The organism is Paenibacillus sp. sg306046, from assembly GCF_059821225.1.
On sequence record NZ_JCAMRT010000016.1, the window covers coordinates 1 to 26,688 of the forward strand.

Annotated in this window: 29 protein-coding genes and 2 pseudogenes; 14 read left to right on the plus strand and 17 right to left on the minus strand. The window is 55.1% G+C overall.

The genetic code is table 11. The annotated features are described in order from the left end of the window. A pseudogene (locus AC6ROY_RS16635) lies at positions 1 to 333 on the plus strand (alpha-L-rhamnosidase); the annotation flags it as partial. A gap of 92 nt (positions 334 to 425) precedes the next feature. Here AC6ROY_RS16635 and AC6ROY_RS16640 read toward each other — a convergent pair. Further along, positions 426 to 866: a MarR family winged helix-turn-helix transcriptional regulator gene (locus AC6ROY_RS16640; RefSeq protein ID WP_500101698.1), complete on the minus strand. Its 441-nt coding sequence runs from the start codon at positions 864 to 866 to the stop codon at positions 426 to 428. Positions 867 to 1,072: 206 nt separating this feature from the next. On the opposite strand from AC6ROY_RS16640, the gene AC6ROY_RS16645 reads away from it, so the two are divergent. Continuing rightward, positions 1,073 to 2,044, plus strand: a complete 972-nt coding sequence (locus AC6ROY_RS16645) for an ROK family protein (protein ID WP_500101699.1) — start codon at positions 1,073 to 1,075, stop codon at positions 2,042 to 2,044. 75 nt (positions 2,045 to 2,119) lie between these two features. Here the strand turns inward: AC6ROY_RS16645 and brfA are convergent. Next, a pseudogene (gene brfA, locus AC6ROY_RS16650) lies at positions 2,120 to 2,323 on the minus strand (ribosome rescue factor BrfA); the annotation flags it as partial. A 206-nt stretch (positions 2,324 to 2,529) separates the two neighbouring features. Between brfA and AC6ROY_RS16655 the strand changes: the two are divergent. Continuing rightward, positions 2,530 to 2,868 carry a hypothetical protein gene (locus tag AC6ROY_RS16655; RefSeq protein WP_500101700.1) on the plus strand — a complete coding sequence of 113 codons (339 nt, stop codon included), beginning with the start codon at positions 2,530 to 2,532 and terminating at the stop codon, positions 2,866 to 2,868. 249 nt (positions 2,869 to 3,117) lie between these two features. Here the strand turns inward: AC6ROY_RS16655 and AC6ROY_RS16660 are convergent, their stop codons facing one another. Next, on the minus strand, positions 3,118 to 3,444 hold the full coding sequence (locus AC6ROY_RS16660) for a hypothetical protein (RefSeq protein ID WP_500101701.1): 327 nt from the start codon (positions 3,442 to 3,444) through the stop codon (positions 3,118 to 3,120). Between the two features lie 320 nt (positions 3,445 to 3,764). Between AC6ROY_RS16660 and AC6ROY_RS16665 the strand changes: the two genes are divergently transcribed. Continuing rightward, entirely contained in the window at positions 3,765 to 4,430 is a 666-nt protein-coding gene (locus AC6ROY_RS16665; RefSeq protein WP_500101702.1) for a tetratricopeptide repeat protein, read from the plus strand. A gap of 65 nt (positions 4,431 to 4,495) precedes the next feature. On the opposite strand, the gene thiO is transcribed toward AC6ROY_RS16665, so the two are convergent. Further along, positions 4,496 to 5,698 (minus strand): glycine oxidase ThiO, encoded by a 1,203-nt coding sequence (gene thiO, locus AC6ROY_RS16670; protein WP_500101703.1) that lies wholly within the window; start codon positions 5,696 to 5,698, stop codon positions 4,496 to 4,498. Further along, positions 5,695 to 6,339, minus strand: coding sequence for a thiamine phosphate synthase (locus AC6ROY_RS16675; protein ID WP_500101704.1), 645 nt, complete (start codon positions 6,337 to 6,339; stop codon positions 5,695 to 5,697). The genes thiO and AC6ROY_RS16675 overlap by 4 nt, the downstream gene beginning before the upstream one ends. A gap of 199 nt (positions 6,340 to 6,538) precedes the next feature. Between AC6ROY_RS16675 and thiD the strand changes: the two genes are divergently transcribed. The 4 genes from thiD to AC6ROY_RS16695 all read left to right on the plus strand — a co-directional run bounded on the left by thiD (position 6,539) and on the right by AC6ROY_RS16695 (position 9,912). Next, positions 6,539 to 7,351 (plus strand): bifunctional hydroxymethylpyrimidine kinase/phosphomethylpyrimidine kinase, encoded by an 813-nt coding sequence (thiD, locus tag AC6ROY_RS16680; RefSeq protein WP_500101705.1) that lies wholly within the window; start codon positions 6,539 to 6,541, stop codon positions 7,349 to 7,351. A 136-nt stretch (positions 7,352 to 7,487) separates the two neighbouring features. Further along, positions 7,488 to 7,928 carry a DUF86 domain-containing protein gene (locus AC6ROY_RS16685; RefSeq protein ID WP_500101706.1) on the plus strand — a complete coding sequence of 147 codons (441 nt, stop codon included), beginning with the start codon at positions 7,488 to 7,490 and terminating at the stop codon, positions 7,926 to 7,928. 156 nt (positions 7,929 to 8,084) lie between these two features. Continuing rightward, on the plus strand, positions 8,085 to 9,137 hold the full coding sequence (locus AC6ROY_RS16690) for an acyltransferase family protein (RefSeq protein ID WP_500101707.1): 1,053 nt from the start codon (positions 8,085 to 8,087) through the stop codon (positions 9,135 to 9,137). 133 nt (positions 9,138 to 9,270) lie between these two features. Further along, on the plus strand, positions 9,271 to 9,912 hold the full coding sequence (locus AC6ROY_RS16695; protein WP_500101708.1) for a helix-turn-helix transcriptional regulator: 642 nt from the start codon (positions 9,271 to 9,273) through the stop codon (positions 9,910 to 9,912). Positions 9,913 to 10,039: 127 nt separating this feature from the next. On the opposite strand, the gene AC6ROY_RS16700 is transcribed toward AC6ROY_RS16695, so the two are convergent. The 3 genes from AC6ROY_RS16700 to AC6ROY_RS16710 form a co-directional block, all read right to left on the minus strand. After that, on the minus strand, positions 10,040 to 11,098 hold the full coding sequence (locus AC6ROY_RS16700) for a glycoside hydrolase family 130 protein (RefSeq protein WP_500101709.1): 1,059 nt from the start codon (positions 11,096 to 11,098) through the stop codon (positions 10,040 to 10,042). A gap of 7 nt (positions 11,099 to 11,105) precedes the next feature. After that, entirely contained in the window at positions 11,106 to 11,621 is a 516-nt protein-coding gene (def, locus tag AC6ROY_RS16705; protein WP_500101710.1) for a peptide deformylase, read from the minus strand. 85 nt (positions 11,622 to 11,706) lie between these two features. Then, positions 11,707 to 12,879, minus strand: a complete 1,173-nt coding sequence (locus AC6ROY_RS16710) for an LCP family protein (RefSeq protein WP_500101711.1) — start codon at positions 12,877 to 12,879, stop codon at positions 11,707 to 11,709. A gap of 201 nt (positions 12,880 to 13,080) precedes the next feature. Between AC6ROY_RS16710 and AC6ROY_RS16715 the strand changes: the two genes are divergently transcribed. Beyond that, the gene (locus AC6ROY_RS16715; protein ID WP_500101712.1) at positions 13,081 to 13,647 is read left to right on the plus strand and encodes an FAD-dependent oxidoreductase; all 567 of its coding nucleotides are present in this window, start codon (positions 13,081 to 13,083) and stop codon (positions 13,645 to 13,647) included. Between the two features lie 136 nt (positions 13,648 to 13,783). Here the strand turns inward: AC6ROY_RS16715 and AC6ROY_RS16720 are convergent, their stop codons facing one another. Next, entirely contained in the window at positions 13,784 to 14,422 is a 639-nt protein-coding gene (locus AC6ROY_RS16720) for a bifunctional 4-hydroxy-2-oxoglutarate aldolase/2-dehydro-3-deoxy-phosphogluconate aldolase (RefSeq protein ID WP_500101713.1), read from the minus strand. Between the two features lie 271 nt (positions 14,423 to 14,693). On the opposite strand from AC6ROY_RS16720, the gene AC6ROY_RS16725 reads away from it, so the two are divergent. Beyond that, positions 14,694 to 15,140 carry a DUF948 domain-containing protein gene (locus AC6ROY_RS16725; protein ID WP_500101714.1) on the plus strand — a complete coding sequence of 149 codons (447 nt, stop codon included), beginning with the start codon at positions 14,694 to 14,696 and terminating at the stop codon, positions 15,138 to 15,140. Positions 15,141 to 15,143: 3 nt separating this feature from the next. Continuing rightward, positions 15,144 to 15,554: a YtxH domain-containing protein gene (locus AC6ROY_RS16730; protein ID WP_500101715.1), complete on the plus strand. Its 411-nt coding sequence runs from the start codon at positions 15,144 to 15,146 to the stop codon at positions 15,552 to 15,554. A gap of 181 nt (positions 15,555 to 15,735) precedes the next feature. Here the strand turns inward: AC6ROY_RS16730 and AC6ROY_RS16735 are convergent, their stop codons facing one another. The 5 genes from AC6ROY_RS16735 to AC6ROY_RS16755 form a co-directional block, all read right to left on the minus strand. Beyond that, positions 15,736 to 16,878, minus strand: a complete 1,143-nt coding sequence (locus tag AC6ROY_RS16735; RefSeq protein ID WP_500101716.1) for a phosphodiester glycosidase family protein — start codon at positions 16,876 to 16,878, stop codon at positions 15,736 to 15,738. Positions 16,879 to 16,990: 112 nt separating this feature from the next. Beyond that, entirely contained in the window at positions 16,991 to 18,799 is a 1,809-nt protein-coding gene (locus AC6ROY_RS16740) for a putative bifunctional diguanylate cyclase/phosphodiesterase (protein WP_500101717.1), read from the minus strand. A 74-nt stretch (positions 18,800 to 18,873) separates the two neighbouring features. Beyond that, the gene (locus AC6ROY_RS16745; protein WP_500101718.1) at positions 18,874 to 18,996 is read right to left on the minus strand and encodes a cyclic lactone autoinducer peptide; all 123 of its coding nucleotides are present in this window, start codon (positions 18,994 to 18,996) and stop codon (positions 18,874 to 18,876) included. Then, a complete protein-coding gene (locus tag AC6ROY_RS16750; protein WP_500101719.1) occupies positions 18,968 to 19,549 on the minus strand; it encodes an accessory gene regulator B family protein in 582 nt (193 codons plus the stop codon). Before AC6ROY_RS16750 ends, AC6ROY_RS16745 begins: the two co-directional genes overlap by 29 nt. 2 nt (positions 19,550 to 19,551) lie before the next feature. Continuing rightward, complete coding sequence (locus AC6ROY_RS16755) at positions 19,552 to 20,214, minus strand: hypothetical protein (RefSeq protein ID WP_500101720.1); 663 nt, start codon at positions 20,212 to 20,214, stop codon at positions 19,552 to 19,554. 300 nt (positions 20,215 to 20,514) lie between these two features. Here AC6ROY_RS16755 and AC6ROY_RS16760 point away from each other — a divergent pair, with 300 nt between their 5' ends. Continuing rightward, complete coding sequence (locus AC6ROY_RS16760) at positions 20,515 to 21,483, plus strand: glycosyltransferase family 2 protein (RefSeq protein WP_500101721.1); 969 nt, start codon at positions 20,515 to 20,517, stop codon at positions 21,481 to 21,483. Between the two features lie 3 nt (positions 21,484 to 21,486). Here AC6ROY_RS16760 and AC6ROY_RS16765 read toward each other — a convergent pair whose 3' ends face one another. The 3 genes from AC6ROY_RS16765 to AC6ROY_RS16775 all read right to left on the minus strand — a co-directional run bounded on the left by AC6ROY_RS16765 (position 21,487) and on the right by AC6ROY_RS16775 (position 23,909). Then, positions 21,487 to 22,122, minus strand: a complete 636-nt coding sequence (locus tag AC6ROY_RS16765) for a hypothetical protein (protein WP_500101722.1) — start codon at positions 22,120 to 22,122, stop codon at positions 21,487 to 21,489. Positions 22,123 to 22,313: 191 nt separating this feature from the next. Beyond that, positions 22,314 to 22,997 (minus strand): helix-turn-helix domain-containing protein, encoded by a 684-nt coding sequence (locus AC6ROY_RS16770; protein ID WP_500101723.1) that lies wholly within the window; start codon positions 22,995 to 22,997, stop codon positions 22,314 to 22,316. Positions 22,998 to 23,243: 246 nt separating this feature from the next. Then, on the minus strand, positions 23,244 to 23,909 hold the full coding sequence (locus AC6ROY_RS16775) for a helix-turn-helix domain-containing protein (RefSeq protein ID WP_500101724.1): 666 nt from the start codon (positions 23,907 to 23,909) through the stop codon (positions 23,244 to 23,246). Positions 23,910 to 24,070: 161 nt separating this feature from the next. On the opposite strand from AC6ROY_RS16775, the gene AC6ROY_RS16780 reads away from it, so the two are divergent. Next, positions 24,071 to 24,508 (plus strand): hypothetical protein, encoded by a 438-nt coding sequence (locus tag AC6ROY_RS16780; RefSeq protein ID WP_500101725.1) that lies wholly within the window; start codon positions 24,071 to 24,073, stop codon positions 24,506 to 24,508. Between the two features lie 132 nt (positions 24,509 to 24,640). Beyond that, positions 24,641 to 26,683 carry a glycoside hydrolase family 15 protein gene (locus AC6ROY_RS16785; protein WP_500101726.1) on the plus strand — a complete coding sequence of 681 codons (2,043 nt, stop codon included), beginning with the start codon at positions 24,641 to 24,643 and terminating at the stop codon, positions 26,681 to 26,683. The last annotated feature ends 5 nt before the right edge of the window (positions 26,684 to 26,688 follow it).

Genomic DNA, 26,688 nt, shown 5'->3' on the forward strand with positions numbered 1-26,688 from the left:
ATCGCGGCTGCGGCGGAGCGTCCGGACGGCATTCGCGCGGCGGAGGAAACGGCGGGAGGGCTCAAGCTTGAGGCGGGCTCGGGCGTCTACGTCTTCGCCTACGAAAACGCCGGGTTGTTCCAGGAGCGCTACAGCCTCAAAACGAAGCTGAGCGAGCTGCTGATGGATGAGCGGGCCACCGAAATTGTCGGCCGCCACGCGCCGATGCTCGTGAACGGCGCCCCGAGAAATATCGCCAAAGGCTTCTCGCTCAAGCAGATCGGCGAAAACGCCATGCTGCGCGTGTCTCCCGAGGCTTTGGAGCGTATATTGACGGAGCTTGCGGCGCTTTAAGCTTTAACGGGTCACTTCAACAGCGCACCGGTAGCCGGCCTTTATAAATGGGCCGGCTACCGGTGCGTATACTATACAGAATCGAGCTGGCCTTAGGCCTGCTCTTCTTTGCTGTTTTCAGCTAACATGATGGAGAAAATGCGAATCAATTGCTGCGAGTCTTCATCCGACAGCTTGCCGAAGAAGGAATCGACGATTTCCTGCCGATGGGTGCGGAATTGCTTGAGCAGCTCCCGTCCGCTATCGGTAATTTCCAGATAGACAACCCGGCGGTCTTCTTCCGAACGGGAGCGCTCTGCAAACCCTCGTGCAATCAGCTTATCGGAAAGGGAAGTGACTGCACCGGCTGTAATCCAAAGCGCGTCAGCGATCTGGGAAACCTTCAGAGGTCCGTCGTTATGCAGTTTTTCCAAAATGGATGCTTGCGAGGAAGAAACGCCCTGCACCTCGAAGCGCGTCCAAGCGGCTTTAATTCGGCGGAACAGCTGTCGGAATGATTCTTCCAGCTCGACTAAATGTTGACGGTTTGGCATGGTAATCCCCCTGAGAACATTGGTAAACGGCAGTTAGCGCTTGGCCGAAGCCGCGCTTCATATATAATACGCAATAGCTGCGCATTGGTTTCATTGGAATTCCGGCAACTAAAATTTGTTTGCTCTCCTGTTGAAAATGAGATAAAATTTTGAGCAAATCGTGCGGGAGCCGTGGGACGATTAACCATGGAAATGAGGAGAAGCAGTTGAAACATTACGTAGGCGTGGATATCGGTGGAACGAATATGGTAGCAGGTATTGTCAACGAAGAGGGACAAACGCTTCAGATGGTTAAGCTCGCAACGGATGCGCAGCAGGGCGGTGAGGATGTCGTGCGCAGGCTTGCCGAGGCGATCGAGCAGGTGAAGGCGGCGGCTCAGGTCGCGGTTGAGGGCGTCGGAATCGGAGTTCCGGGCTTCGTGGATCATGTGACAGGCGTCAGTGTATTTGCCGCGAATCTGGGCTGGCGGAGCTTTCCGCTGGCGAAGCTGTTGAGCGAACGGCTGGGCGGCTTGCCTGTTTTCGTCAATAATGACGTGCGTATGTATGTGTATGGGGAAGCAACAAGGGGAGCGGGACGCGGCTTCGCTCATGTGCTTGGCATTACGATCGGGACAGGGATGGCCGCCGCGATGTTTAATGACGGCCGCCTGTATTACGGCAGCGGCGGGCGTGCCGGAGAGCTGGGGCATATCGCGCTGGAAGGTATTGATTATACGTGCAACTGCGGCTTGACCGGCTGTCTGGAAACGGTGGCCTCTGCGACAGGCATAACGCGGCAGGCACGTGAAGCGGTGGAGCGGGGCGAAGCTACCGTATTGGCCGAACGTTTCCCCGGAGCCAGCGTCCAGCGAATGACGGCGGCCGACGTATCGCAGGCGTATGATGCCGGTGATCCGGCGGCGATCGCCGTGCTTGAGCGTACTGGAAAATTGCTGGGCCGCGGTCTGGCGACAGCCATCACGCTCTTTAGCCCGGATGTCATCGTGGTGGGCGGGGGCGCGGCGCAAGCCGGAGAGCGTCTGCTGAAGCCGATGCGTGAGGAACTTCAGCGCGCGGCGTTGTCCTTTTACTGGGAAAATCTGCAGATCAGGCAGGCAGAGCTGCTGGAGGATGCAGGGGTGATCGGCAGCGCCTTGTATGCGAGAGGACGTCTTGAAGCGGGCGGGGTGTTGTAGGTCGTGCAGGACGTTCGATAGCCGGGGCAACCGACCGGGCCTGAGCGCGGCTGCGGTTAACCGTATCCGGGTAAAAAAAATGGCACCATCACTCGCAGAGGACGAGAGGTGCCATTTCTTTTTGTGTTTGTTATCGTGCTTGCGTTTGGCCTCCTGATAGGTGGGGGTGAGGCGTTCGACCGGCAGGCAGCCATTCCAGCTTTTGCGGCTGACGACGGGGTCCAATTTTCCTTCGCGAATTTGCTTGCTGCGTTGTTTGTACGCTTGACTACGTGCCATAAGGCACCTCCTTCATGGTTTGACAATACTCGATTCCAGTATATCGCGATCCGGGCGCAAGCGCCAGGGGCCAAGAGCTGGAGGATCGGCAGCAAGCATTTGACAACTTTAAGGCAGATTAGGGAAAGTAGTGTCCGGCGACGTCAATTCATGATACGCTGGTAAAGGCATTTTACGGAAGCGGACAGGGAGCGTGAGCAATAGCTTTGACATACGATACGATTTTTTGGCTCATTTTGGGCGCAGGATTTGTGCTGACCGGCATTGTCGGCGTGTGGCCGATGTGGAAAACGGGCAAGCTGGGAATTTCTTTTCTCATCGGCTCCGTTGTCAATACGTTGATCGCCGGCATCGGCGTCTGGTGGTGGGCGTCTGTTTTTGCAGGAGCCGAGCAGCATTTTTCGAGGATGTTCGGGATTTTCGGGTTGTGCGTATCTTACGTCAACAATGAGGTGCTGCTGTTTTTTGCGCTGCTGGCGATGAAACGGAAAGTCGGCGGGGACGGCCCGCCGGTGTACGAGCCGCACCCGGATGATGACGATTAACGTCATTTTGTCATCGAACTGTAATCTGAGCTTCATCGTCCTTTAATGTTGGTCGCCTATAATAAGCAGTGACCCCCTTTTTAATTATATAGTTCCCTTGTTGCCTGCGGCCGTTCGAAACGATCGCAGGTTTTTTCTTTGTTTCGGCTTGCTGGCGGACTTCATCCATTCGCTGCTCCGGCCTGCTGGCTCCTATCGTGTAGCTTGCCTGATAGCCTGTCGCCGCTGGTTAACTCCCGACTTGCTGCGCTAGCGCTGCTTGCGCTTGCCCGCTTCGCGGCTGCTTCCTTGCGGCTTCGGCTGTTGGGCCTGTGGCTTGCGCGGCTGCTGATGCTCAGCGTATTTGCGTTCATTGCCATCCCATTGGAAATTGGCCGCGAAAAAACCGACGATGCCAAATACGAGCAGCCGTACAGTCAGCCAGGACGACTGCAAGGTCTGCTGTGAAAACCACTCAATCGCCGTAAAGACGGCGGTCAGCGCGACCCCCCATAACAGTACGCCCCGGATCATTACAAATTTGGCTTTGCCCATTTGCCGCGTTTTGCCCCAGGCGATAGCTTTGGTTTCATTCATCGTGTCGTTGTTCCCCCTGCTCCTGTTCTGTGACTAGATCAATCCATTCGCCCAGAGCGATGCAAATTCCTGCCTGACGGTAAAAAATCAACCGGCTGCGCCCCCGGGACAGCGTCAGGGCAGCCGCATAAGATGACATACGGGCGTGCGGCCAAGTGACGCGGCAAGGCTCCGGCCACTGCGCTGAGGCGCAGCAGCTGTTCTGTCCATCATCTGGCAGCTTATGGTATAATTGAACGAATGCTTCATGCGTACAGCTGCCGGACCGCAGGTTCAGCTGCGCAGCTTTTTCAACAAAGAGAGGGTGGGTGGTGTGAAGGGTGAGTAAAGTATTTATTTTTATTTTTTTGACCTGGTTGCTCGGTAATCCTTTTGTGGCGCTAATCGTCCTGTTAGTTATCGCGTATATGCTGGACCGGCGGTTTATCGGACTTACGCCCAGCTTCCTCAGACCAATCAAGCGGGCGCGGCGGCTGAGCCGTTTGCGCGATGAGCTGCGGCTCAGTCCGCATCACACATCGACCAAGCATGAGATTGCCCGCATTTATATGGAGCAGAAAAAGTATGACGCTGCTTACGAGCTGCTGACCGAGGTACGCCGCGTGATGGATGATTCCGCCGATGTGCTGAGCGAGCTGGGGCTATGCGAGCTGAAGCGGGGCAACCGGGAGGCGGGAGAGGCACTTATTTTGCAGGCGTTTGAGCTGAACCCGCGAGTGAAATACGGCGATCCTTACTTGTGGCTCGGCGAAGCGTATGCCGTTGGGCAGCCGGAGCTCGCGATCGGTTATCTGGAGCGCTTCCGCGAAGTGAACTCCTCCTCGTGCGAGGCCTACTACCGTCTTGGCTTGCTGCATCAGCAGCTGGGGCGCGCCGAAGAAGCCCGCCGTTCGTTCCGTGAGGCGCTGGAACTGTACCGGGGGCTTCCGAAGTTTAAACGGCGCCATGAGCGGCGCTGGGCGCTGCTGGCGAGAATGAAGGCTTAGCCCGCTCCTGGCTGCCGAGCCTGATCGGAATGCGGAATGCAGCAGCCTGCCGCAAGCTCGTACGATTAGCCTGAGCGGGTGGCGGTAAGCTCGACGGCTTGCCCCGCCGCCGCCCGGCTCGGGGCGTACGGTGTCAGGTCAAGCTCGGGCGTTGTTCCTTGCGCCAGCTGAGCGACGAGCCGACCGGTAATCGGGGCGAGCAGGATGCCGTTGCGGTAATGGCCGGTAGCCATAATCAGACCTGGCGTTTGCTGCCAGCCGCCGATGAACGGCAGCGCATCCTCGGTGCCGGGGCGAAGCCCTGTCCACGTGGACACAAATTCAGCGTCGGCGATTCGCGGCAGCAGCGCCGATGCCTTGCTGTGCAGCTCGGCAATGGTGCCGACATGGGGGCGTTTGTCGAAACCGACCTGCTGCTGGGTAGCCCCGATAATGTAGGTGCCGTCGCTTTTCGGAACGATGTAGCAGCCCTTCGTAAAGGCAGTTGACCGGATCAGCGGCGCATCGGTCCGCACGGACATACATTGGCCTTTGACAGGGAAAATAGGCAGCTTTAGCCCCAGCGGCTCCGTCAGCGGGGAGCTCCATGCGCCGGCCGCAAGCACGACGAGATCCGCGCGCAGCTCGCCTTCAGGCGTATCGGCTCCGCATACGCGGCTGGTGCAATCCGTCAGCAGCCGGGTGGCCGGCGTCCATTCACGGACAAGACCGCCTTGTCGGGCGATAGCCGCCCGCAGCGAGTTGCCGAGCCATACCGGATGCACTTGATGATCAGTCTGCAGGTAAAGTCCGCCAAGAATGCCCGGCGACAGCTCCGGCTCGATCTGCAGCAGCTCCTCGGCCGTCTTCCAGACCGCGTCCTGCATCCAAGGAAGCCTTGCGAGCAGCTCAGCGGCATCCTCCTCCGTCAGCGCGGCGCGAACGATTCCTTCGGCGATATATTGCGTGGAGATGCCGCTCCATTCCTCCAGCTCAGCGGCCCATGCCGGATACATGGCCAGGCTGGCGCGGCACAGCTCGTAAAACGGTCCCGCCTGATGAGTCTCGACCTGAGCGCCGAGCATGCCTGCGGCTGCGCTTGAGGCTTCGAGACTCCAGCCGCCCTTGTCCAGCACGGTGCAGCGGAAGCCCGCTTTGCCCAGCTCATAGGCCGCCGCCGCTCCGATGACGCCGCCTCCAATGATCAGAGCGGTAGGCTTGTCTCCTGCTTCAGGGCGCAGAAAGGCGGAATTGGGCTTGGCGCAAAAAGGGGTTGCTTGATTCGTCATAAGGTTTCTCTCCTTGGGGTTGAGGTGGGACGGTCTAACGCTTTCCGGAACCGCTCTAGCTGTCCGCCGGGATCATCATGCAGCAGAACCCCAGACAGGACAGCGATGCCAGCCGCTCCGGAGGCCAGCACTTCGCCGACTCGCTCCGGCTGGATGCCTCCGATGGCGATCACCGGGGCTGGGCATGCCTGCACTGTTTGCGCAAGCGCGGCTACGCCGCGGGCGGGCAGTCGGGGCTTGGACGCGGTCTCATAAATATGGCCGTACAGGACAAAGTCCGCTCCTTGGCCGGCCGCCTCCGCGGCTTCCTGCGGATGATGGACGGAGCAGCCGAGCCGCATGCGGGCTGGAAGCAGCGCCTTGGCTTCGGCCGGAGGCAGGCTGCCGCCGCCGAGCTGGACACCGTCCGCTTGCGCGGCCAGCGCTGCGTCGAGGCGGTCATTCAGCAGCACCGCCGTCACCGGCAGCAGCGGCTTGAGCGCTTTGTACCATCGGAGCAGGTCGCGGGCAGAGCGGTGTTTCTCACGGATGTGAAACACGTCGATCATCCCTGCAGGAAGCCGGCTTAGCGCAGCCATGACCTCGTCCAGCTCCTGGCTGCCCGTCGTGACGAGATGCAGCTGTTTTCTGGCATTGTTCATGAGCGTAACATCGACCCTTTCCATTTGTTCCTTTTCGTCTCATCATACCCCCGCGTCCGCATGCCGTCAAAGCGTTTGCACAAGTTGTCAAAAAATAATCATGAAAGCAGCTTGCGCGCCCGAACTGCCTTGACTCCGGCAGCGGAGGAGGACTAAACTAAGGGGAAGGGTTTTAGAAGCGGAGAGGATTGAGAACTTGATGAACGTGTGTAAAGCTTTGACCATTGCAGGCTCGGACAGCGGAGGCGGGGCTGGCATTCAGGCCGACCTGAAAACGTTCCAGATGCTTGATGTATACGGCATGTCGGCCATTACGGCGATCACGGCGCAAAATACGCTTGGCGTCCACGGCATCTATGATATTCCGCTAGCGGGAATTGAGCAGCAATTGGAAGCGGTGCTGTCGGATTTGGGCGCGGATGCGGCCAAGACAGGCATGCTGTCGCAGCCTGAGGTGATTGAGCTCGTTGCGCGCAGCATACGCAAGTTCGGGGTGGACAAGCTGGTCGTGGACCCGGTGATGATCGCCAAGGGCGGCGCGAGCCTGCTGGCCGTTTCCGCTCAGCAGGCGCTGCGTGACCAACTGCTGCCGCTGGCCGCGGTGGTGACGCCGAATATTCCGGAGGCCGAGGTGCTGACCGGTCTGCAGATTACGTCGCTGGAGGACATGAAGCAGGCGGCGCACTGGCTGGTTCATGAATGCGGCGCGCGAGCGGCAATTGTCAAGGGCGGCCACCGCAGCGGCGAGCCGACGGACGTGCTGTACGACGGGCAGACGTACCAGTTGCTCGAAGGAACTCGTTATGACACACGCCATACGCACGGAACGGGCTGTACCTTCTCGGCCGTCATCTGCGCGGAGCTGGCGAAAGGCCGGGGGCTGCTGGAGGCCGCCGTAACGGCCAAGCGATTCATCACGCTTGCGATCCGCGAGGAGCTGGGCATCGGTCAGGGACATGGGCCGACTAACCATTGGGCATATGCCCGAGAGCAAGCAGCCGGACGGGTGTAGACAAGAAGGAGTGACAGCTTTATGAGTTACGAGTATTTAATGCAGGCGGTACTGCTGATCGTCTTGCTGACCGCCGCATTCCCGGTCATTATCCTATGGTCCAAATGGAAAAAGAAGAAGCGGGGATAACTAACTTATGTACTATGTGAATCAGGAACAAATTGATCGTCGTCTGACCTTTATTCCGACCTTGCTGCAGGCCTGCAGAGAACTGCGGGAGGAAAGCGAGGCCGACGACTTCGGCGACGGCACGCTGTTGTTTCATCTGGCGCAGGAGCGTACGCTTGTACTGGCGATCGAGACGGTAACGGATGTGGGCAGCCTGCTCATTGATGCCTTCATGATGCGCGATGCGAGCAGCTATGAGGATATTGTCGACATTTTGTGCGGTGAACACGTGATCGGGGCCGAGGAGGCGGCCGTGCTAACCTCGCTTGTACAGATGCGGCGTTTTTTGACGCAGGACTACACGGAAATTTCCCGGACGGGCTTGCATCCGCTGATTGTGGCTTTACCGGAGCCGCTGGAGCGGTTTGCTGCGGCTGTGCCGGCTTTTATCGTCAAGGAAGTGCTTTAGCCAGCATGATGTTCACAAAAAACGGAGCTTTGCTCCAGGTCAGCCGTTGCTTGCATTTGCGGGCAGCGGCTGTTTGGCGTGGAGCCAAGTTGGCCCTTGCAATTCCATGTTTAATGATACATAATGTATCATAAAGAAGGCGAGGGGGAATTGATCATGGCTCTGAAGCAGCGGCTGGACTGGTTGGACATGGCAAAGGGGATCGGCATTTTGCTGGTGGTTTGGGGGCACACAGCGCTGCCCGCTGGTTGGCATACGTATTTGTTTTCTTTTCATATGCCCTTGTTTTTCTTCTTGTCCGGTTACGTGAGTCATCCCCGCAAATTTACAGGGCTAACGGACATTGTCCGCAAAAAAGCGCAAAGCTTACTGGTTCCTTATATGATGTTATACGTGTTGACTTATTTGTATTGGGCGTTTGTTTGGCGGCATTCGGATAAAGACCTGCTCAGGCCGCTCGTTGGCTTTTTTTATGGCAGCGGTGTTGACGGCTGGATGCACAATTCGCCTTTATGGTTTTTGCTGTGTTTGTTTTTGGTGGAACTCGGATTTTACTTGCTTGTCACCCGGATGAAAACGACCCGCCGCATCGTCATCGGGCTTGTATTATGCGCGGCGCTGGGGGAGGCTTTGCGTGTATGGCTGCCGCTGCGCCTGCCGTGGAGTGCGGATGTAGCGCTGATCGCGATCGGCTTCTATGGTGCAGGTTATGCCGCCCGATCCCGGTCAGCTGTCGCACGCTGCGCTGCGCAGGGGCGGAAGGGCTGGCTGCTGTGGGGAGCAGCGCTGAGCGTCAGCCTGCTGGTCAGCGCGATGAATGGCCGGGTCGATATGAATGCTCATACATACAATCAGCTGCTGCTGTTTTATGTGGGGGCGTTTGCCGGGATCTGGACGGTTCTTGGCGTTGTCCAGCGGTGGAGCGGCCGGGGGATCATGTTTCTCGGTAAAAATTCGCTCATCATCATGGCGCTTCATTTTTCTGCCTTTGACGTCATCGCCAAGCTGATTCATAACTTTGGCATCCGCTTGCCGGCGGACCCGCTGTGGTCCTCGCTGTTGTTTTCCGCCGCGACGATGCTAGCGCTTGTGCCCGCCATTTTTATGATGAACAGATACACACCGTTTCTGCTCGGACGCAAACGGATGACTGACCGTGTGGCCACCCCCGGTACACAACGGAGCCTAAAGCGGGATGGAAAAGCATAGGTTCTTGACCATATTCCAAACATAAGATATCCTAAAGTATCGGAAGTATTTCCGAGGAACGCTGAACATTTATAAAGTACGATGTTGAGCTGTCGAGTAACGGCGACCTGTGCTGGAAGGACGGTGAGACCGGATGAATCAGGAAGCGGATGCGCCAACACGTAAAATGATAGTGACGCTGCTGAAAACAAAAGGGGCTCAAAGCGTCGGCGAGCTGTCCAGGCAACTGGGCATTACGGAAATGGCTGTGCGCCGGCATTTGAACACCCTGGAACGAGATAGCCTGATCGAATCGAAGCTGGTCCGGCAAGCGATGGGCAGACCTGCCCACCTGTATTCGCTCTCCCCGGCGGCGGACGACTTATTTCCTAAGAAATATCAGCATTTGACGCTGGACCTGCTGGAGGAGCTGGAAGCGCTGGCGGGCCAGGCGCAGGTGGATTTGCTGTTCGAACGGCGCAAGCAGCGCCTGATTGGCCGTTACGAGGAGCGGATGTCGGGCAAGCTGCTGTCAGAGCGTGTGATGGAGCTGGCGGAAATTCAGAATGCGAATGGCTATATGGTCAATCTGGAAACGAGAGAGGACGGCAGCTTCCTGCTGCAGGAGCACAACTGCCCGATCTCCCAGGTGGCGCAGCAGTACAATCATGCTTGTAGCTGCGAGCTGGCCATGTTTCAGAAGCTGCTCGGCACAGAAGCCGCGGTGGAGCGGACGGAATGTTTGGCTAAAGGGGGCAGCAAGTGCTCCTATGTCATTCAGCCTGTTGAAGAGTAAGGGAGCTATTGTACGTTAAAGGGTTAAAACGTTAAACCGTTTCGCTGCCTGGGGGCAGGAAACGGTTTTTTCGTGTACAGCCTGCCGATAACGGGATGGAGGTTGCCCGTCGGTGCGTTTGATTCGGCTATTCATAAACAAGCTGCGCCATAATGTCGGACAGCTTCAGCTCCGCGCAGGCAACGGACGTATCGGCCGCGCCGTAATAGAGCCGGATCGAGTCGCCGTCAAGCAGCGCCCCGCAGGCAAAAACAACACCGCCGAAAAAACCGTGCAGCTCATAGTCGGCCTCCGGCTCCAAAATCGGTCCAGCCGTCCGGGCTAGTACCTTGGCGGGATCATTCGCATCCAGCAGCACGGCCCCCATGCAATAACGGTCAGCGCGGTCGGCTGCATGGTAGAGCTCCAGCCAGCCTTGAGCTGTACGCAGCGGCACGGTGCCGCCTCCGATCCGGCCGCTGTCCCAGGCATCAGCTCTCAGACCAAGCAGAAATCGGTGGTTGCCCCAATGGAGCAAATCAGGCGACTGGGCGATCCAGATTTCCGGCTGGCCGATGGCCTTCGGCACAGGGCGAGTCAGCGCATAATACAAGCCGCCAATCCGTTCGGGGAATAAAATAACGTCCTTATTTTCGGGTCCAAACAACAGGCCGTGCCGTTCGACCTGAACGAAGTCTCGGGTGGACGCAAGGCCGACACCGACGCCGCGGCTGGATACAGCGCTGTAGGTGATGTAGTAGGCGCCGTCGATTTCAGTAATTCGCGGGTCCTCAACGCCGAATGCCTCCAGCTCGCTGGCGGGCAGCAGGAAAGCGTCGGCATCCACGGTAAACTGGCGTCCGTCACGGCTTCGGGCCAGCCGCAAATAAGAGATGGACGTCAGGTAGCGGGTGCTGCCGGTCAGGCGATCCTTCACAACGCGCGCATCGGCAAAGTCATAAGCGGGATCGCTGCGGTCAAGCGCGACGGCAACCGCTGTGTGCGCCGCTACGTCAAAATAGGCGGTCTGCACAACCCCGGCGTCATAACTGACAGGCCGTTCGGCTACGCGAATCAGCATCACAACATCGTCTTGCAGGCGTGCGATGCCTGCATTAAACGCTCCGATGACCTCAAAGCCAGCCCATAGCGGCGGAATACGCTCCGGCGATACCAGCGGATTTTCCTCATAGCGAACGACATCCATCTCAGGCTCACCCCTGTCTGGATAACCGGATCAGGTCGAGAACGCGAACCGGTTTATCCGTCGATTCGTCGTACAAATCTCCTTGCTTCACATGGTCAATGTACAGAATACCGTCCAGATGGTCAATTTCATGCTGCATACAGACAGCCAGATGACCCTCCGCCTCCAATACGGCTTCTTCGCCGGAACGGGTCAGCGTCTTCACCTTGATCGACTGCGCGCGGGTGACGAAGCCGTAAATGCCCGGAATGGACAGACAGCCTTCTCCGCCTTCCTGACTGCCGCTTCGCTCGATGATAACCGGATTGATCAGCTCAATCAGTCCTGTGCCGCAGTCAAGCACCGCCGCGCGTTTGGCGATTCCGATCTGCGGAGCTGCGAGCCCGGCCCGGCCGGGAACCGCATACAACGTATCGCGCAGATCATTCAGCAGCTTCATGACGCTTGGGTTGACGACGCTGATCGGGCGGCATTTCTCTCGTAGCACGGGGTCGCCGAGCTTGCGAATCATTTTTTCTGCCATGTGCTCACCTGTTTTCCTTGGATAATGTTTCTACAGTATACACGATGGGACTGGCTGTAGGGAAGGAGAAACAGGGAGCGGTCTGCTAGCGGCTGCGGCCCGCGCCTGTCGTGGCCTGTGCTTCCGTTACGGCTGCTTCTCTGGAGCCGGTTGAGCGGCTGGTGCCTGTGCTGCCGGACGACGGTTTTTTCTCCGCAGGGTCGATGCCAAATTTCTGGCGCAGCACACTGTAGGTGGAGCCGGTGACCGTTGTGGACGTATCCGACGGCAACCCGAGCTGCGTCCGCAGCGAAGCGATGGCGGCTGAGAGGTCCTCCTCCTTCGGCACGATAAACGGGCTATCCCAGCGACCGTCCAGATTGATAAATTCGATATGATCAGGCTTGAGCTTCTGGAAGGACAAAATAAACTTGCGCAGCGTGTCGGCCGGAATATCGGTCTTCACGTTGCGGCCGGCGATTTCCAAAATACCGCCCCATTGCGTCACGCCGCCGAGCGAGGTCATTTTGGTGAGCAGCTTGTCGAGCACCATTTGCTGCCGCTCGTTGCGGGCGATGTCGGACGATTCGCTGGTGCCGCGATTGGATTTGCGGTAACGCAAAAAATCGAGCGTGTTTTTACCGTCCAGCGTCTGCAGCCCTTTTTTCAAATTAATATTGGTTCCGTCAAAGTTGTCGACATACCGCATATCCATATCGACATTGACCTCAAGGCCGTTCAGCTCATCCACCACCTCGCGGAAGCCGTCGAAATCAATGACCGCCATGTAATCAAGCGGCACATTAAACATGCTGCCGAACAATTCGCGGGTTTTGGTCAGCGAGGTCGTCTTATCCTGATTATTATAATACGCATAGTAATAGTTGACTTTCTGGCTGGAAATGCCGAATTCCTTCGGCTTCATCTCGAAGTCGCGCGGAATGGAGACAAGGGTGGCCGAACGGCGTTCCGGATTCAGGCTAAGCATCATCAGCACGTCCGTGTTCATCGAGCCGCCGCTGCCGTCGCGGCTGTCCACGCCGGCGAGCAGAAAGCTCATCGGCTTGAGCTGGCTCTGGCTGCTGTTGTCAACCGAATTATCCTTTCGCGGGTGAGTGGAGGCTTCAGTAGGTTGCGCCATTTGCTTCAGCGCCGTATCTGCTTTATGTAGTAAGTATCCGGCATAACTCAAGGCACCGGCTCCGATAATCGCCAAGGTGATCAGCGTATTGCGAAGCGTCTTGCGGCTCTTGCTCGTTTTGGGTTTCGACCTGGCCATCACGATGTTCCTCCCGTACAAGTTGTCGAATTGAGTCAATACATAGACGAACGTCAGCTAAAAAAAGTTTTAAGTTTTTTTGAATTGGCACAAACTTCTAACGGTCATTACCCGAAAACACAGTTTGCAACACAAATTGACAATGGATGGAATTCGTCACATAATGAAGCTTGTACGAGATCACGGAAGGGGAGATGCACGATGTCCTTTGAAGTTGCCATTATCGGAGCAGGCCCGGCAGGCGCAAGCGCGGCCTTGATTACAGCCAAGGCTGGCAAGAAAACGGTGGTGCTGGACAGCGACCAAAGTATAACGAAGCGGGCCTGGATTGAAAATCATTACGGCGTACCGGAAATTACCGGACCTGACCTGGTCGAGATCGGCAAGAAGCAGGCGCTGAAATTCGGCGCAGAGCTGGTGCAGACGAAAGCTGCGGCAATCGTCCCGACCGAAGCGGGCTTCAGGATCGAAACGGAAAACGGAGCGTTTGAAGCCAAGCACATCATTTTGGCTACGGGCTTATCCGTTGAGCTTGCCGAGCAAGCCGGCGTTGCGACGAAGCCGGGCACGGAGCCGAGAATCAAGACGGTTGCGGATGTGCAGCCTGATGGAAAAACAAATGTTCCCGGTATTTGGGCAGCCGGTACGGTAGCCGGTGTGAGTGTACACACGATCGTGACGGCCGGCGACGGAGCCAAGGTTGCGATTAACGTCGTCAGCGAGCTGAATGGCGCGCGTTATGTCGATCATGATGTGTTAAAAGCGTGATTACGAAGTGAGGCAGCATAAATAGGGGAGGAAAGCGGCCGTTGACGGCCGCTTTTTTCAGTTCGACCGCGTTCCCGCAGCCCGTTCATCTTTGACGGACGTTCGCCTTCATGCAGCGTGGAGCTTCGACAGACCGTTAGTCTGTCAGCGAGCGTTCGACCAGACGCATCGCCTTGTCACGAATCCAGTCGAAATTGCCGGCGGCGATTTGCTCCGGATGAATCAGCGAGCCGCCGATGCCTACCCCGTAGCAGCCGACCCGCATGAAGTCGCGGATGTTGTCCTCGCGTACGCCGCCTACCGCCATCATCGGAATGTGGCCCAGCGGTCCCATCAGCTCTTGGATATAGCCGTAGCCGAGGCTGGCGCCGGGAAAAATTTTGACCGCTGTCGCCCCCGCTTTGTAGGCCTTTACCACCTCAGTGGGCGTCATCGCCCCCGGAAAAACCGGCAGCCCCTGCCGACAGGCAAAATCAATCACGCTCTCCTCCAAATTCGGAGTGACCAGATAAGCAGCTCCGGCCTCGTAGGCTTGCCGTGCATCATCGAGATCAATGACAGTGCCGGCGCCGATAAACATCCGATCGCCGAATTGCTCCTGCACCTGATGGATCATGGTGAGCGCTCCCGGCGTATTCAACGTAATTTCCATGACCGGAATGCCGCCGCGCAGCAGGGCATCCGCCACATTCGCAATGTGCTGCTGCTCGACTCCCCGCACGATAGCCATAATTTTCAAAGTCTCCAGCAGCTGTAGTCCTTGCTCTCTGTTCATGTCCGACCTCCCTGTAACCGCAGAAAAGCTGCCGCAACAATAAGAATGGTTCTTCGTTGAAGGCGCAGCGATGAGAAGCTTTTCTATCATTATACCTGTGAAGCGGATGGACGACCAGCGGACTTCGACAAAAAACAGGCGTTGCTTCGACGGCAGCGGCCATGCTTGGTTTTTTTCAGGAAAAGTGTGTCAAAGCGCCGGGCATTTTCTTATACTGTAGAATCTCATAGGCATTCGTCTAGGAGCGAGGAAACGACGGAGGTGGGAGCCTGTGCTGTGGTGGCAGTGGGGAGTATTGTGCTGTATGGTCGCTTTTGTCGCCGCTGCGGTCTGTTTGATCCGGTTTTTGCTTTACACACAAGCTCTGCTGCGGCTCGGCGAATCATCCATCGACCGGTTGCAGCGGCAGGCGCTCCATACAGCCAAGGAATCGGAGAAGATGATTGAAGCGTCCGTGGTGCTGATCGACGATCTGCAGCAGAAGCTGGAGGCGCTGGATTCCTGGTTTCAGGCTGCCCATGAAGCGGGCGAATCGGTCCGGCGGGCTGCCCGGTCGGTCCGGGTCATTTCCGACACGGTCGAGGACACGGTTCAGGAAGCTCGACGCACCGTAGCTGCCCGCCAGGACACGGTAAGTGAGCTGGTGGAGTGGACCTTGCGGGGCTTGACGCTTGCTTCACGTTTCCAAGCTTCCAGAGCATCCCCAAAAAAGGAGTGAGCCATGATGTCAAGCGAAAACAAAGGCAAACCATTTTTGACCGGAGCGGTGATCGGCAGTGTGCTGGGGGCCGTGGCCGCGCTGCTGCTGGCGCCCAAGTCGGGCCGCGAGCTGCGCTCGGATTTGGCGGAGGGCTGCCAGCAGGCAAGCGACAAAGCACAGCAGCTGGCGAGTGAGCTCAGCGAGAAAACGAAGCAGCTTGCTTCGGACATTTCCGCCAAAACAAACACAGCGGCGCAGTCCATTACCCGGCAAACGTCGGAGCTGGCTGGCAAGGCGAAGGGGCTGGCTGAACAGGCGCGTGACGGTGTAAAGGCTTGGCGTAAATCGCAGGAGGGTGAGACGCCCGCTGAAGCGCCGGTCGCGGCAACGATCGTGGAGCCGGAGGAAGAAGACGACAGCCGCAAGGCGTGAGCCGTTTGGGCGTCATGAAAAGCGTCATGAAAAAGCGGCGGCTCCCAAGCGTGAGCCGGTCGGCCGCATGGAAAAGCTATGTAGCCAAGGCGCAAGCCATTGGGCTGCAGCCGCAAAAAAGCAACATCCGGGACAGGTCGGGCGAAGCCGCGCTTACCTGCTTTTGGATGTTGCTTTTGTTTCACCACTTCGAAGGATCAATTTTGCTCGGATCAAGGCCCTGCCAGATGTTTTTGATATCGGCCTTGTCCGGTTCCTCGAATACAAGCCAGGCCGTCGGCAAGTAACGCTCGCCGTATTCGCTGGAAGGCTTGTTTATAATTTGGTTGTCCATAACCAGCACCGTGGAGGAGCCGCCGTCCAGATTGGCCGCCGTAACGGCGCCATGCTTCAGGAATACGTTCTGGATGTCAAACAACGTGGCTCCGATGCTATGACCAGGCTGGCGTCCGTCGATGATCGCAAACATGATCGTACCGTCCGCCTTCTGCGCCATGGCCGTACGGGGGGCGATGCCCCAGCCGTCGGCCTGGTTTTTGATCATGCCGACGCCGTTGACGATAAATTTGGGCGCAAACGTTACCGCTTCCTGCACCCCCATCTCCAGCAGCTGCTTGGGGGTGTATTTTCCGGCGACCATCCGGCCGTCCTTGTCGATGCCGACGATATGATTTGACGTATTCATCGAGCCGTCGTTGTAATAAATTTTACCTTTGGAGATGACCAGTCCTGTCGGCTGAAAGCCGTTGCCCTTCCATTCGGGATCGACAAATCCACCGGCATTTACACCTGCCTTCGCGCCAAGCCGTTTCACCATGCTGGACACCTTTTCGCCTTTGCCCGCTGTGCCGGGGACGGCGATGCGCAGCATTTTAGGATCGTGTACGATCAGCAGCTTGCCCTTGAAGTTGGTTCCTTCGATTTCTTCGATTTCTATCGCGGGCTTCGTCTCCTTGACGGTCGCGGCAGGCTTGGCATCAACCTGAATCAGCTTCTCGTTGTCCTTTACGCCGGAGTACACGTCAAATTGCGCCCAATAGCGGTTGACCCGCTTTTCGAGTTCTTCATTGCCGATCAAATATTTGGCCCAATGGCGATGCTGTGTCGAAATCAGCGTATCGGCCATCATAAAGCGCAGATCCGTACCCGGCTTCGTCAGAAAAAACCAGCAGCTGAACAGCGCGCCAAACAATAGCAGGAAAAAAATCGTATAGAAAAACAACGTGAGCCAAGTCGATTGAGGCTTTGGCGCCGGCTTTTTTGCGAGACGAGTGGCGGCAGGCCTGCCCTGAATACGAGGGCTGCTAGGTATTCTTGAAGACATGATTCCAATCCTTCCTGAGTACAACCATTCTCTTTTTGAACAGAACGCAAGGTTACCGCTATTACTATAACGAAAAAAAGAGAAAAAGGTTGCAAGCTGCGCGCCTTTTTCTCTATACCAAGGTCAATTGCTGGTTTTTTTTGATCATATATTCGAATTCCAGTGTCGGAATTGGTTTGCTGAACACATAGCCTTGAATTTTGTCGCAGCCCTGCGAAATTAGAAATTGCAGCTGATCCTGCGTCTCGACGCCTTCGGCCAGCGATTTGATTTTCAGCCGGTGGCTCATCGCAATGAGCGCGGTAACAATCGCGGCGTTGTCCTCATCGGACGTGATATCGCGAATGAAGGATTGATCAATTTTAAGCGTATGAACACGAAACCTTTTCAGATAGCTGAGCGAAGAATAGCCTGTGCCGAAATCGTCGATCGAAATCCGGACCCCCAGCTCCTTCAGCTTTTGCATCGTTTCCAAAATGTAAGGAACATTGTTCATCGCGACGTTTTCCGTAATTTCCAGACAAAGCAGGCTTGGCGTCAAGCCGGATTTCTGAAGCACGTCGACCACAACTTGCACGAAATTAATTTGGTGGAACTGAATCGCGGAAATGTTTACGGAAACGACCAGCGGAGGGTAGCCCATCTGCCGCCATTCCCGGTTTTGCCTGCAGGCTTGCTCAAGCACCCAGTTGCCGATCGGCACAATCAGTCCGGTTTCTTCGGCAAGCGGGATAAATTCCCCCGGCGAAATCATGCCCCATTTCGGATGATTCCAGCGGACCAACGCTTCCATCCCGATAACGGAGCCTGTCTTGAGATTGACAATCGGCTGGTAGTAAACCTCGAATTCGCCGCGCTCCAGCGCCTTGCGCAAATTAACTTCGAGATTGAGCCGCCGCATCGACCGTTTGTTCATTTCCGGATGGTAAAAGTGGAAGGAGCTTCCGCCTTTTTCCTTGGACCGGTACATGGCGATATCCGCATTTTTCAGCAGCGTTTCGACCTCCAGGCCGTCTTGCGGGTACAGGCTGATGCCGATGCTCGCCGTCACGAACAACTCCTGCCCTTCGATAAAAAACGGCTCCTGCAACAGCTCGGGAATGCCTCCAGCAAATTGGGCCGCTTCATCTGCATGCGCGATGCTGGTCAGCAACAGGATAAACTCGTCCCCGCCAAAGCGGGCCACGATATCCCGGTCATGAACATAATCTTGCAGCTTGCGGGCCAACTGCTGAAGCAGCTGGTCGCCGACGTGGTGGCCGAGCGTATCATTGATGACTTTGAACCTGTCAAGGTCAAAAAAGATGACGGCGATCATTGTTCCATTGCGCTCGGCATCGGCGAAGCAAGCCTTCAGCCGTTCGTCAAACATCAGGCGGTTCGGCAGATTGGTCAGCGCGTCATGATAGGCCATATGTTGAATTTTTTCTTCGGCGCGCTTCCGTTCATTGACGGCCCGGATCGTCGCATAGGAACGGAGCAGCTGGTAATCGTTCGTTTCGCTGATGATTCGTGAAAATAGTTCCTCGTAGGCCTCTGAGCTATGATTGGCCGTAGTTGCGCTGGCGGTACGAATCAATTGCAGCGCATTGTCTACATGCTCGCGGTGGATGCGGGCGGCGGAAGCCGTCTTGGTCGGCTTTCGCGGATTCGAGCTAAGATAAAGCGTGCCTTTCCTGGGATCATATTCCTTGACATGATTCATGTTGACGATATTGGCACTGTCCAGCTGGCGGAAACCGTCCTCGAACAGCCACTCTTCCAGGTTGTCGAAGGAGAAATCCAGGTAAAAGTGCTCGTCCTGTGTATGAATAATGACTTCACGTTCACGAATCCGGTCAATTTTGACCACATCCTGGGCGTCAATAACAAGCACTTCAGAGCCTCTCTTACCATCGCGAGTAACGGGAATTTTCTGCATGTTTAAGTTCAGCTCCAAAAATGAAGATAGGGCTGACAAGCAGCGCCTGTCAGCCTTGAACGAATGAGCCTGTATTACTTTTTGAGAAGCTCGGCAGGTGTTTCTGGACGGTGTCCGAGTAAGGAATTCGTACCAACAAATAATGTTGCTGCGATCACCAGAACGGAATTAGCCATAATTGCCAGTCGTGTTTTCATCAGGTGCCCTCCCCTCAAGAAAATTACGGACTTTGTAAGCCATGCTTGTAGTTAAAACCGCTTGAAAGAAAAAGATAGCGGATAACACCGAAGATTCGAGAAAAAAATTAGAAGCTACGATTAAACAGGAAGCGATTTTGAGTAAAGGATAGTAGGCTCGTGGAATCGTACTGATTCCTTCAATCCCATCCGGAGCGGTAAAAATCAACATCATAATGGAAGCAATGGTGAGGGGAATTCCCCACGGGCTATAACTGAAGGTCAGATGACTAGCGATGATAATAAGTGTCGCTGAAAAAAGACTGCAATGTACAGAAGATTTCAAGTGAAGACCGCCGCTGCAATACCTTAAAAGTAAGAATCCGATTATACAACAAATTGTAGAAAAAAAAGAATTGGTGAAGAGGGAGAATAGAATTGAAAGTAAGATCGCAAATGAAGTGTTTAGAATCAAGATCATGGAATACGTTAGCACAGCTTCACTTTGCGGCTGGGGATGATGACTGCGAATAGAACGCACCAGAGAAGCAGCAGTACGATCAATGAAATTCATCCTTACTTTCGCTCCAGTCGTTCACGTCGTTCTCTCCACAAACGCTTATTGTGATTATAGGACAAGTATATAAGTACGATTAGAATAAATCCAGTTAAAATCGGTATGAATGTATTCAATAGATTGTTATTGTAGGAATAGGTCAGAAATTGAATGAGCATGACTACAAAAACTAACAGAGCAGAGAGAATAAAGTTATATCCTCTCAATGAATCTTGCATGGTAAAGTGAAAACCAATCTTTCTGCGTTGCAGGTAGGCTACAACAAGCAGCAGGATAACTACAGTAGGAATCTGGACGTACGCATAATTAGCCTGAATTTGCTCAATACTGACTAAATTAAATTTTGTCATCGCCCACATGGACAATAACTCTACCAGAATGGAAGCCAGTCCGCCGACAATGGTGACGAGGAACGAAAAGAGAAGCGGCAAACGAAAGAGCAGCATTAGTAAGATCATTTCTATGGTTATAGTCGGTATTAGCGCAAAGTCGCTTTGATGCAAAAAGTCACGTATGTAAATGTAAACAACCGACATAGAAATTGATATAATCATAATCTTATGTAGAGAATATTTAATTGGCAGCCGAAAAGCCGATAGTGTAAGAAGAATAACGGCTACATACTCAATAATGAAAAAGGGGACTTGTAACCAATCGCTCATTAGATGTTGCTCCTTCATTATGTGGTATGATCAGGACAATTTGCTAGACCTGAATTCCTATTTTCATGCATCAATAGTCGGTTTCGAGTTTAAGTTTAATACACATTAGTTTACTTCACAAGTAGAAATTTGTCGAATTCTATTTACCGCTAGGCTTGTATCCTTTTATACTTATTTTTATAAGATTACTGTAAATAGATATAAAATGAAGTGGCTGAATTTCTGCAGCAGAGAGCTCGCCGGCAGTCTGTCAGCTACGCTTGGTGAATGCTGTTTGTTTAGCGAATTGGAGGGTACGGCATGACCAATCGTTCGTCCCATATTTCACTCATTGTTCCGATGTATAACGAGGAATCGAATTTGAGCTATTTTTATGAGCGAATGACAGCCGTTCTTGAGCGGCTTCCTTATCGCTATGAAATTATTTGCGTCAACGACGGCAGCCGGGATCGCACGCTGCTGGGGCTAATCCAGCTGAACCAGCGGGACCCGCGAATCAAGGTCATTAACTTGTCCAGAAATTTCGGCAAGGAGCTTGCGATGACAGCCGGGCTGCAGGCGGCCCGGGGCGATGCGGTCATCCCGATTGACGCGGACCTGCAGGACCCGCCAGAGCTGATCCCGCAGCTCATCGACAAGTGGCTCGAAGGCTATGATGTGGTCTATGCGACACGGATCAAGCGCGAGGGAGAAACGTGGGCAAAAAAGCTGACGGCCAAGCTGTTTTACCGGTTTATGACCAAAATTACGAGCATCAACATTCCTGCGGATACCGGGGATTTCCGGCTGATGTCGAGACGGGTGGTTGATGCGCTGAATCAGCTGCCGGAGCAGCACCGCTTTATGAAAGGGCTGTTCAGCTGGGTTGGCTTCAAGCAAACCGGCATTCACTACCAGCGGGAGCCGCGGCATGCAGGGACGAGCAGCTTCAATTATTGGAAGCTTTGGAATTTTGCGCTGGAGGGCATTACGTCCTTCAGCTTCGCTCCGCTTAAAATCTCCAGCTACCTGGGGCTTGTGATCGCTTTTTTTTCGGTGCTGTACATGCTGTTTTTTATCGTACGAACGATTTTTTTCGGCAATGAAGTGCCGGGCTATCCGTCCTTGCTGGTCGCGATCCTTTTCTTCGGCGGCGTTCAGCTGATGTCGCTTGGCATTATCGGAGAATATGTCGGGCGGATTTACAATGAGTCGAAACGGCGGCCGCTTTATTTCATCAGTGATCAAATCGGCTTCGAGGAGGAGCGGGAGGAAGCTGTCCGGCAGTAAAGGTCAGTCCTCCAGCTCTCTGCGGTACGATAAAAGCAGCAAGACGGCCCAGATGATCATAAAAATAATCATTAAAGGAAGCACGGAAGAAGGAGAATAGGAGTAGGCCAGGCTGAACAGGATCAGGAACACAATCAGCATGAAGGTCAGGCTGATCCACACCGGCGGGAATGGCTTGGGCCGCAGCTCATCGAGCCTGGACGGGGCTTTGAAGGAAAAGCCGAGCCGGAACCGATGCAGCAGTACATATAGTCCGATATGGATGAGGACCACGCCGCCCCAAATGGCCAGCTTCGGTTTCTGCCGCAGTACCGCCTGCTCCACCTGAAAGCCGGACAAGATCCAGTTCACGACAAAGTCGACCACGCAGCCGCTTGCATAGACGCTTAGTCCGACCAGAAAAGCGTGAAACAATCGGAAGCGGAGCAGCCGCCAGTAACAAAACGTCATAATGAGCGGAAGCAGCAAGCCGAACCACTGCGATTGATCATAAAGATGGGCGACAACAGCCATAGCGGTCAGCAGGACTAACGATACGAGCAGCTGCTGCTTGTAGGCGGACACTCGTAATCTGCATAACGCCAGGCCAAAGGCCAGCAGCGTAGCCCAAAGCAGCGGATACATTACCATAAATAACATGATGTCCGAGGGCATCGCTCTAACCACTTCTTTCCGCGTATCAGGATATAGCTTTGAGTGTAATTCATTTCATTCCGCTTGCCAATACGCAAGGCGGTACAGCGACGTTACAGCGAGCGGACAAACGCAATAAAACCTTCCATTTGTCTCCACGGGAGCAGAGCTGGAAGGCTTTATTGTGTTGTAAAGCATCACACAGGGTCTGTCGCGGTCAGCGCCGCCACATGGATGAGCTCGCGCCTAACGCCTCTGCGTTTCCCCAGGCTGAGCGTCAGGCTCCGGTTTGTGTTTGCGCTTACAGAACGAAGCAGCAGCGTATGATATTTTTTCTGCCGGATCGCTGAAATCGTCACTTCATGCCGCTGGACGCCTTCTTCAAAGTAAATCTTGCCCCATTGCTCGTCATAGCCCTTGATCTGATGAACATTGACGTACAAATTGGCATCCAGCTTGCGGAAGCCGTGCTCCTCCAGCTCGTCCAGGAAATGGCTGAAGTCCAGCAAGGAATGGATGCCGGAGGAGCTGACGCCATGGCAGCTGTGGCAGACCAGCTCCTTCATGCCGATCTCAACATACCATGTTTGCGCGAGGTCCAGCCTCTCCCCGGGAACCGCTTGTATGGAGGGCGTATCGCCTTCATGCAGATGCCCAGCCTGGATCATCAGTTCCGTGTAAGGGTATCCGTAAGCGATTGACAGCTTGTACAGCGTGTCGGGAGAGGGAGTAATGCGGTCGTTCGTAGACCGATTGCGCTCCAATTCCAGGTCGCGGATGTACGCGTGCGACAGGCCGCTTTTTTTCGCAGCTTCGCGCAGCGACATCGAGCCGCGGAGCCGTTCGAGTAATTTTCCAAAATTTGCGCTGGGTTGACCCATCAGCTGCAACACCCCCTTTCCAATCATTGTAAATGAGAAGTGTATAAAAATAAATACTTGAAATTGAAAAATATTCCAAAATAAATAAAATAAACCTGCGAATTCGGGAGCCGGGGCTCCAACGGATCGCAGGTTGATTGGGGCTGTTCGCAACGGGGAACAGCTGTACCGAGCGGCCTTCAGTTGAGTCCGTTGTCGGCAGCAGGAGCGGCATGACGCTTGCAGCATGCAGCGCGCAGCCAGAATTTACAGATTATCCTCCAGCTTGTGGCCGAGCGGAGACTTGCCGCTTTTGCCGAACGCAAATTCCAGGCTTTTGTTGGTGTTGCCGGCCACATGCCGGAGCAGCTGGTTGTGGTATTTCTTCTGACGAATCGCGGAGATTGTCACGTGAGCACCCTGGCCCTGACTGTCGAAATAAAGCTTGCCGCGCCGGTCGTCATAATGCCGGATATGGCGGAAGCTGACGTACAGGTTCGTGTCCATTTTGCGGAAGCCATGCTCCTCCAGCTTGTCCAGAAAGCTGCTGAAGTCAAGCAAGGAATCCATATTGCGGGAAATATCTTCAGTCTCGCTATGATAGACAATGTCCTTCATCCCGATTTCGATATAACGTACCTCTTGCAGATCAAGCTCTGCATTGGCCTCCTGGCGGCTCTGAACGACGTCCCCGTTGCTCAGATGTCCGGCTCTGATCATCAACTCTGTATAGGGGTATCCGTAAGCAACAGACAGCTTCTGCAGCGTGTCCGGAGACGGTGTTATACGATCATTGGTCGAGCGGTTGCGTTCGAGCTCCAGGTCCCGGATATAGGCGTGGGACAATCCGCTTTTTCTTGCAGCTTCGCGCAGCGATAGCGAGCCTCGAAGCGATTCTAGAAACTTGCCGAATTCAGGAATAGGCTGCCCCATCCTTTTCACCCCTTTCACAACTATTGTAAAGGACTGTTCAATGAAAATAAATAGTAATTCTAAAAAAGTGTTAATCAAATTGTATACGACTTGACAGCTTTGTAATATGGATAATACGATAGAGCAAAGCAACCTTTTCAGCCAAAAAGGGGGAAAACGGGATGAAGGATAAGGTCATGAAGCGATGGAGTACCTATGAAACCTTCCATGTGCCTTTTTGTGGTTACAAGGTAGCGGATATCGTCATTACGAATCACGCAATCGGCCGATGGGCGGAGCGGGTGAAGCCTGAGGCAGCGACCATTGAGCAGATTTGCACCTTTTTATGGGAAGCGTTGAAGAGCGACCGCATCCAGCCCTATTACGCCAATGAGCGCAATGTGTTTGTGATTGATGAAGATTTGGTCATGGTGGCGGAATTTCTGGAGCTGCAGCAGGAGACGGATATTGCGGGGAATCCGCTGCACAAGTTGATTGCGGTCACCTTTCTCGGACGTATTTCGCAGGATATTCAGCTGCGCGATCTCAAGTCCTACTATTCCTGGCTGCGGCACTCCCGGCGGATGACGCTGGTCAAGCACGGGCGCAAGCGCCGGTAAGTACATACGATAGCGACAGCCGGCTCCTGGGGGAGCCGGTTTTTTCGCAGCTGTCTGTTCTTTTGACTCGAAATGTATAATTCGCTTCCGCCTGCGGGGAAATTAGGTAGAGCAGGAAGGAGCTGAGCTGCCATGGCCAGAGATTTGCCGATAGGCAACGGTAATGTGCTGATGAATTTCGATGCGCAGTATAACTTGCGCGATATGTACTTTCCTTATGTCGGCCAGGAAAATCAGGCGATAGACCATTTATCGCATTTCGGCGTCTGGACGGCGGACGGTTTTTTCTGGATTGATGACGAAGGGCTGAAGAAGCAATCAGGTTATTTGCATGACTCCATGGTGACGAATGTAGCGTGTACGCATGACCGGCTCGGACTGGAGCTGCTCATTCGCGACGGGGTGGATTGCCAGGACAATGTATTTATCCGCAAGGTGCTGCTGACGAACAAGTGGAACCGCGAGCGGCAGGTGAAGCTGTACTTCCACCTCGATCTGCATCTGTACGGCAACGGGGTCGGCGATACGGTTTATCTGGACCCTGATTTCGGGTCGCTGGTGTTCTACAAGGGGCATCGGTATATGACGTTGTCTTGCCAGCGGACAGGCGGGCCGGCTGCTGCTGCTTCCTATGCGACCGGACAGAAGGAGATGAACCGGCTGGAGGGCACATGGCGTGACGCCGAGGACGGGCAGCTGGGGCGCAATCCGATTGCCCAAGGGTCGGTGGACGGCACCCTGGAGCTGGAGCTGACGCTCCCTGCAGAGGGTCAGGCCGAGGCCTGGTTCTGGATCTGCTTCGGGCAAAATCTTGCCGAGGTTCACAAGCTGGAGCGAAAGGTGCGGGAAAGCACTGCGCACGCGCTGCTGCAGCGCACGTATGTGTACTGGAAGCAATGGCTTGCCCAGGACCGCCACGAGCTGGAGCTGCTGGATGCGGAGCTGGCGTCCTTTTACCGGCGCAGCCTGCTTATGATCCGGGCGCATACGGACAACCGCGGGGCGATTGTAGCAGCCAACGATTCAGATATTATGAAATTCGCCCGTGACACGTATTCCTATATGTGGCCGCGCGACGGCGCGCTTATTTCCCACGCGCTCGACCGTTCGGGCTACTACACGCTGACCCGGCGTTTTTTTAACTTTTGCCGCAAGGGCTTGTCGGAGGACGGGTTCCTGCTGCACAAATATAATCCGGACGGCTCGCCCGGCTCCAGCTGGCATCCGTGGATCAACGGGCAAGGACAAAAGCAGCTTCCGATTCAGGAGGATGAGACGGCGCTTGTGTTGTACGCGCTCTGGCATCATCACAAGCTGGCCGGGACGATCCAGGAGGCGCGCGAAGATTACGACAAGCTTGTGATCCCGGCGGCCGATTTTATGTCCAGCTACCGCGATGCCTCGGGACTGCCGCTGCCGTCGTACGATCTGTGGGAGGAACGGTACGGCGTGCATCTGTTTACGGTATCCAGCGTGTACGGCGGCATGATGGCTGCTGCTGCATTCGCTGACTATTTCGGCGACAAGCTGCGGGCGCTCCGCTATCGCGAGGATGCGGAGCGGGTCAAGCAGGCGGCCGAGCAGCAGCTGTATGACGAGGCGGAAGGGCGGTTCATCCGCTCCTTGTACTGGAATGCCGACAAGTCCGTATACGAGCCTGATCTGACGCTGGATGCAAGCATGTACGCCGTATTCGACTTCGGACTTGTGCCGGTGGACGACCCGCGTGTCGCTGCGACGATGAAGCAGATCCGCGAAAAGCTGTGGGTCCAAACGGAGGTCGGCGGGCTTGCCAGATATACCAATGACTATTACCACCAGGTGACACAGGAGGTCGAGCGCGTTCCAGGCAATCCGTGGTTTATTTGTACGTTGTGGTATGCGGAATACGTGATCGCGGCGGCGAAGGAGGAGGCCGGCTTGCGGGAAGCGGAGGAGCTGCTGCGCTGGACGGTCCGGCATGCGCTGCCGTCGGGCGCGTTAGCTGAGCAGGTGCATCCGTATACCGGCGAGCCGCTGTCTGTCTCTCCGCTTACGTGGTCGCACGCCTCCTTCGTCAAGGTGGTGCAGGAATATGTGTCCAAGCTCAAGTGGTTTCGCCACCAGCGGAGAGGCCGCGAGGATCAAAGCGACGAAAAGCTGCTGAGCTCTCGTCATGGACAGGCAGGCAGATAGGAAAT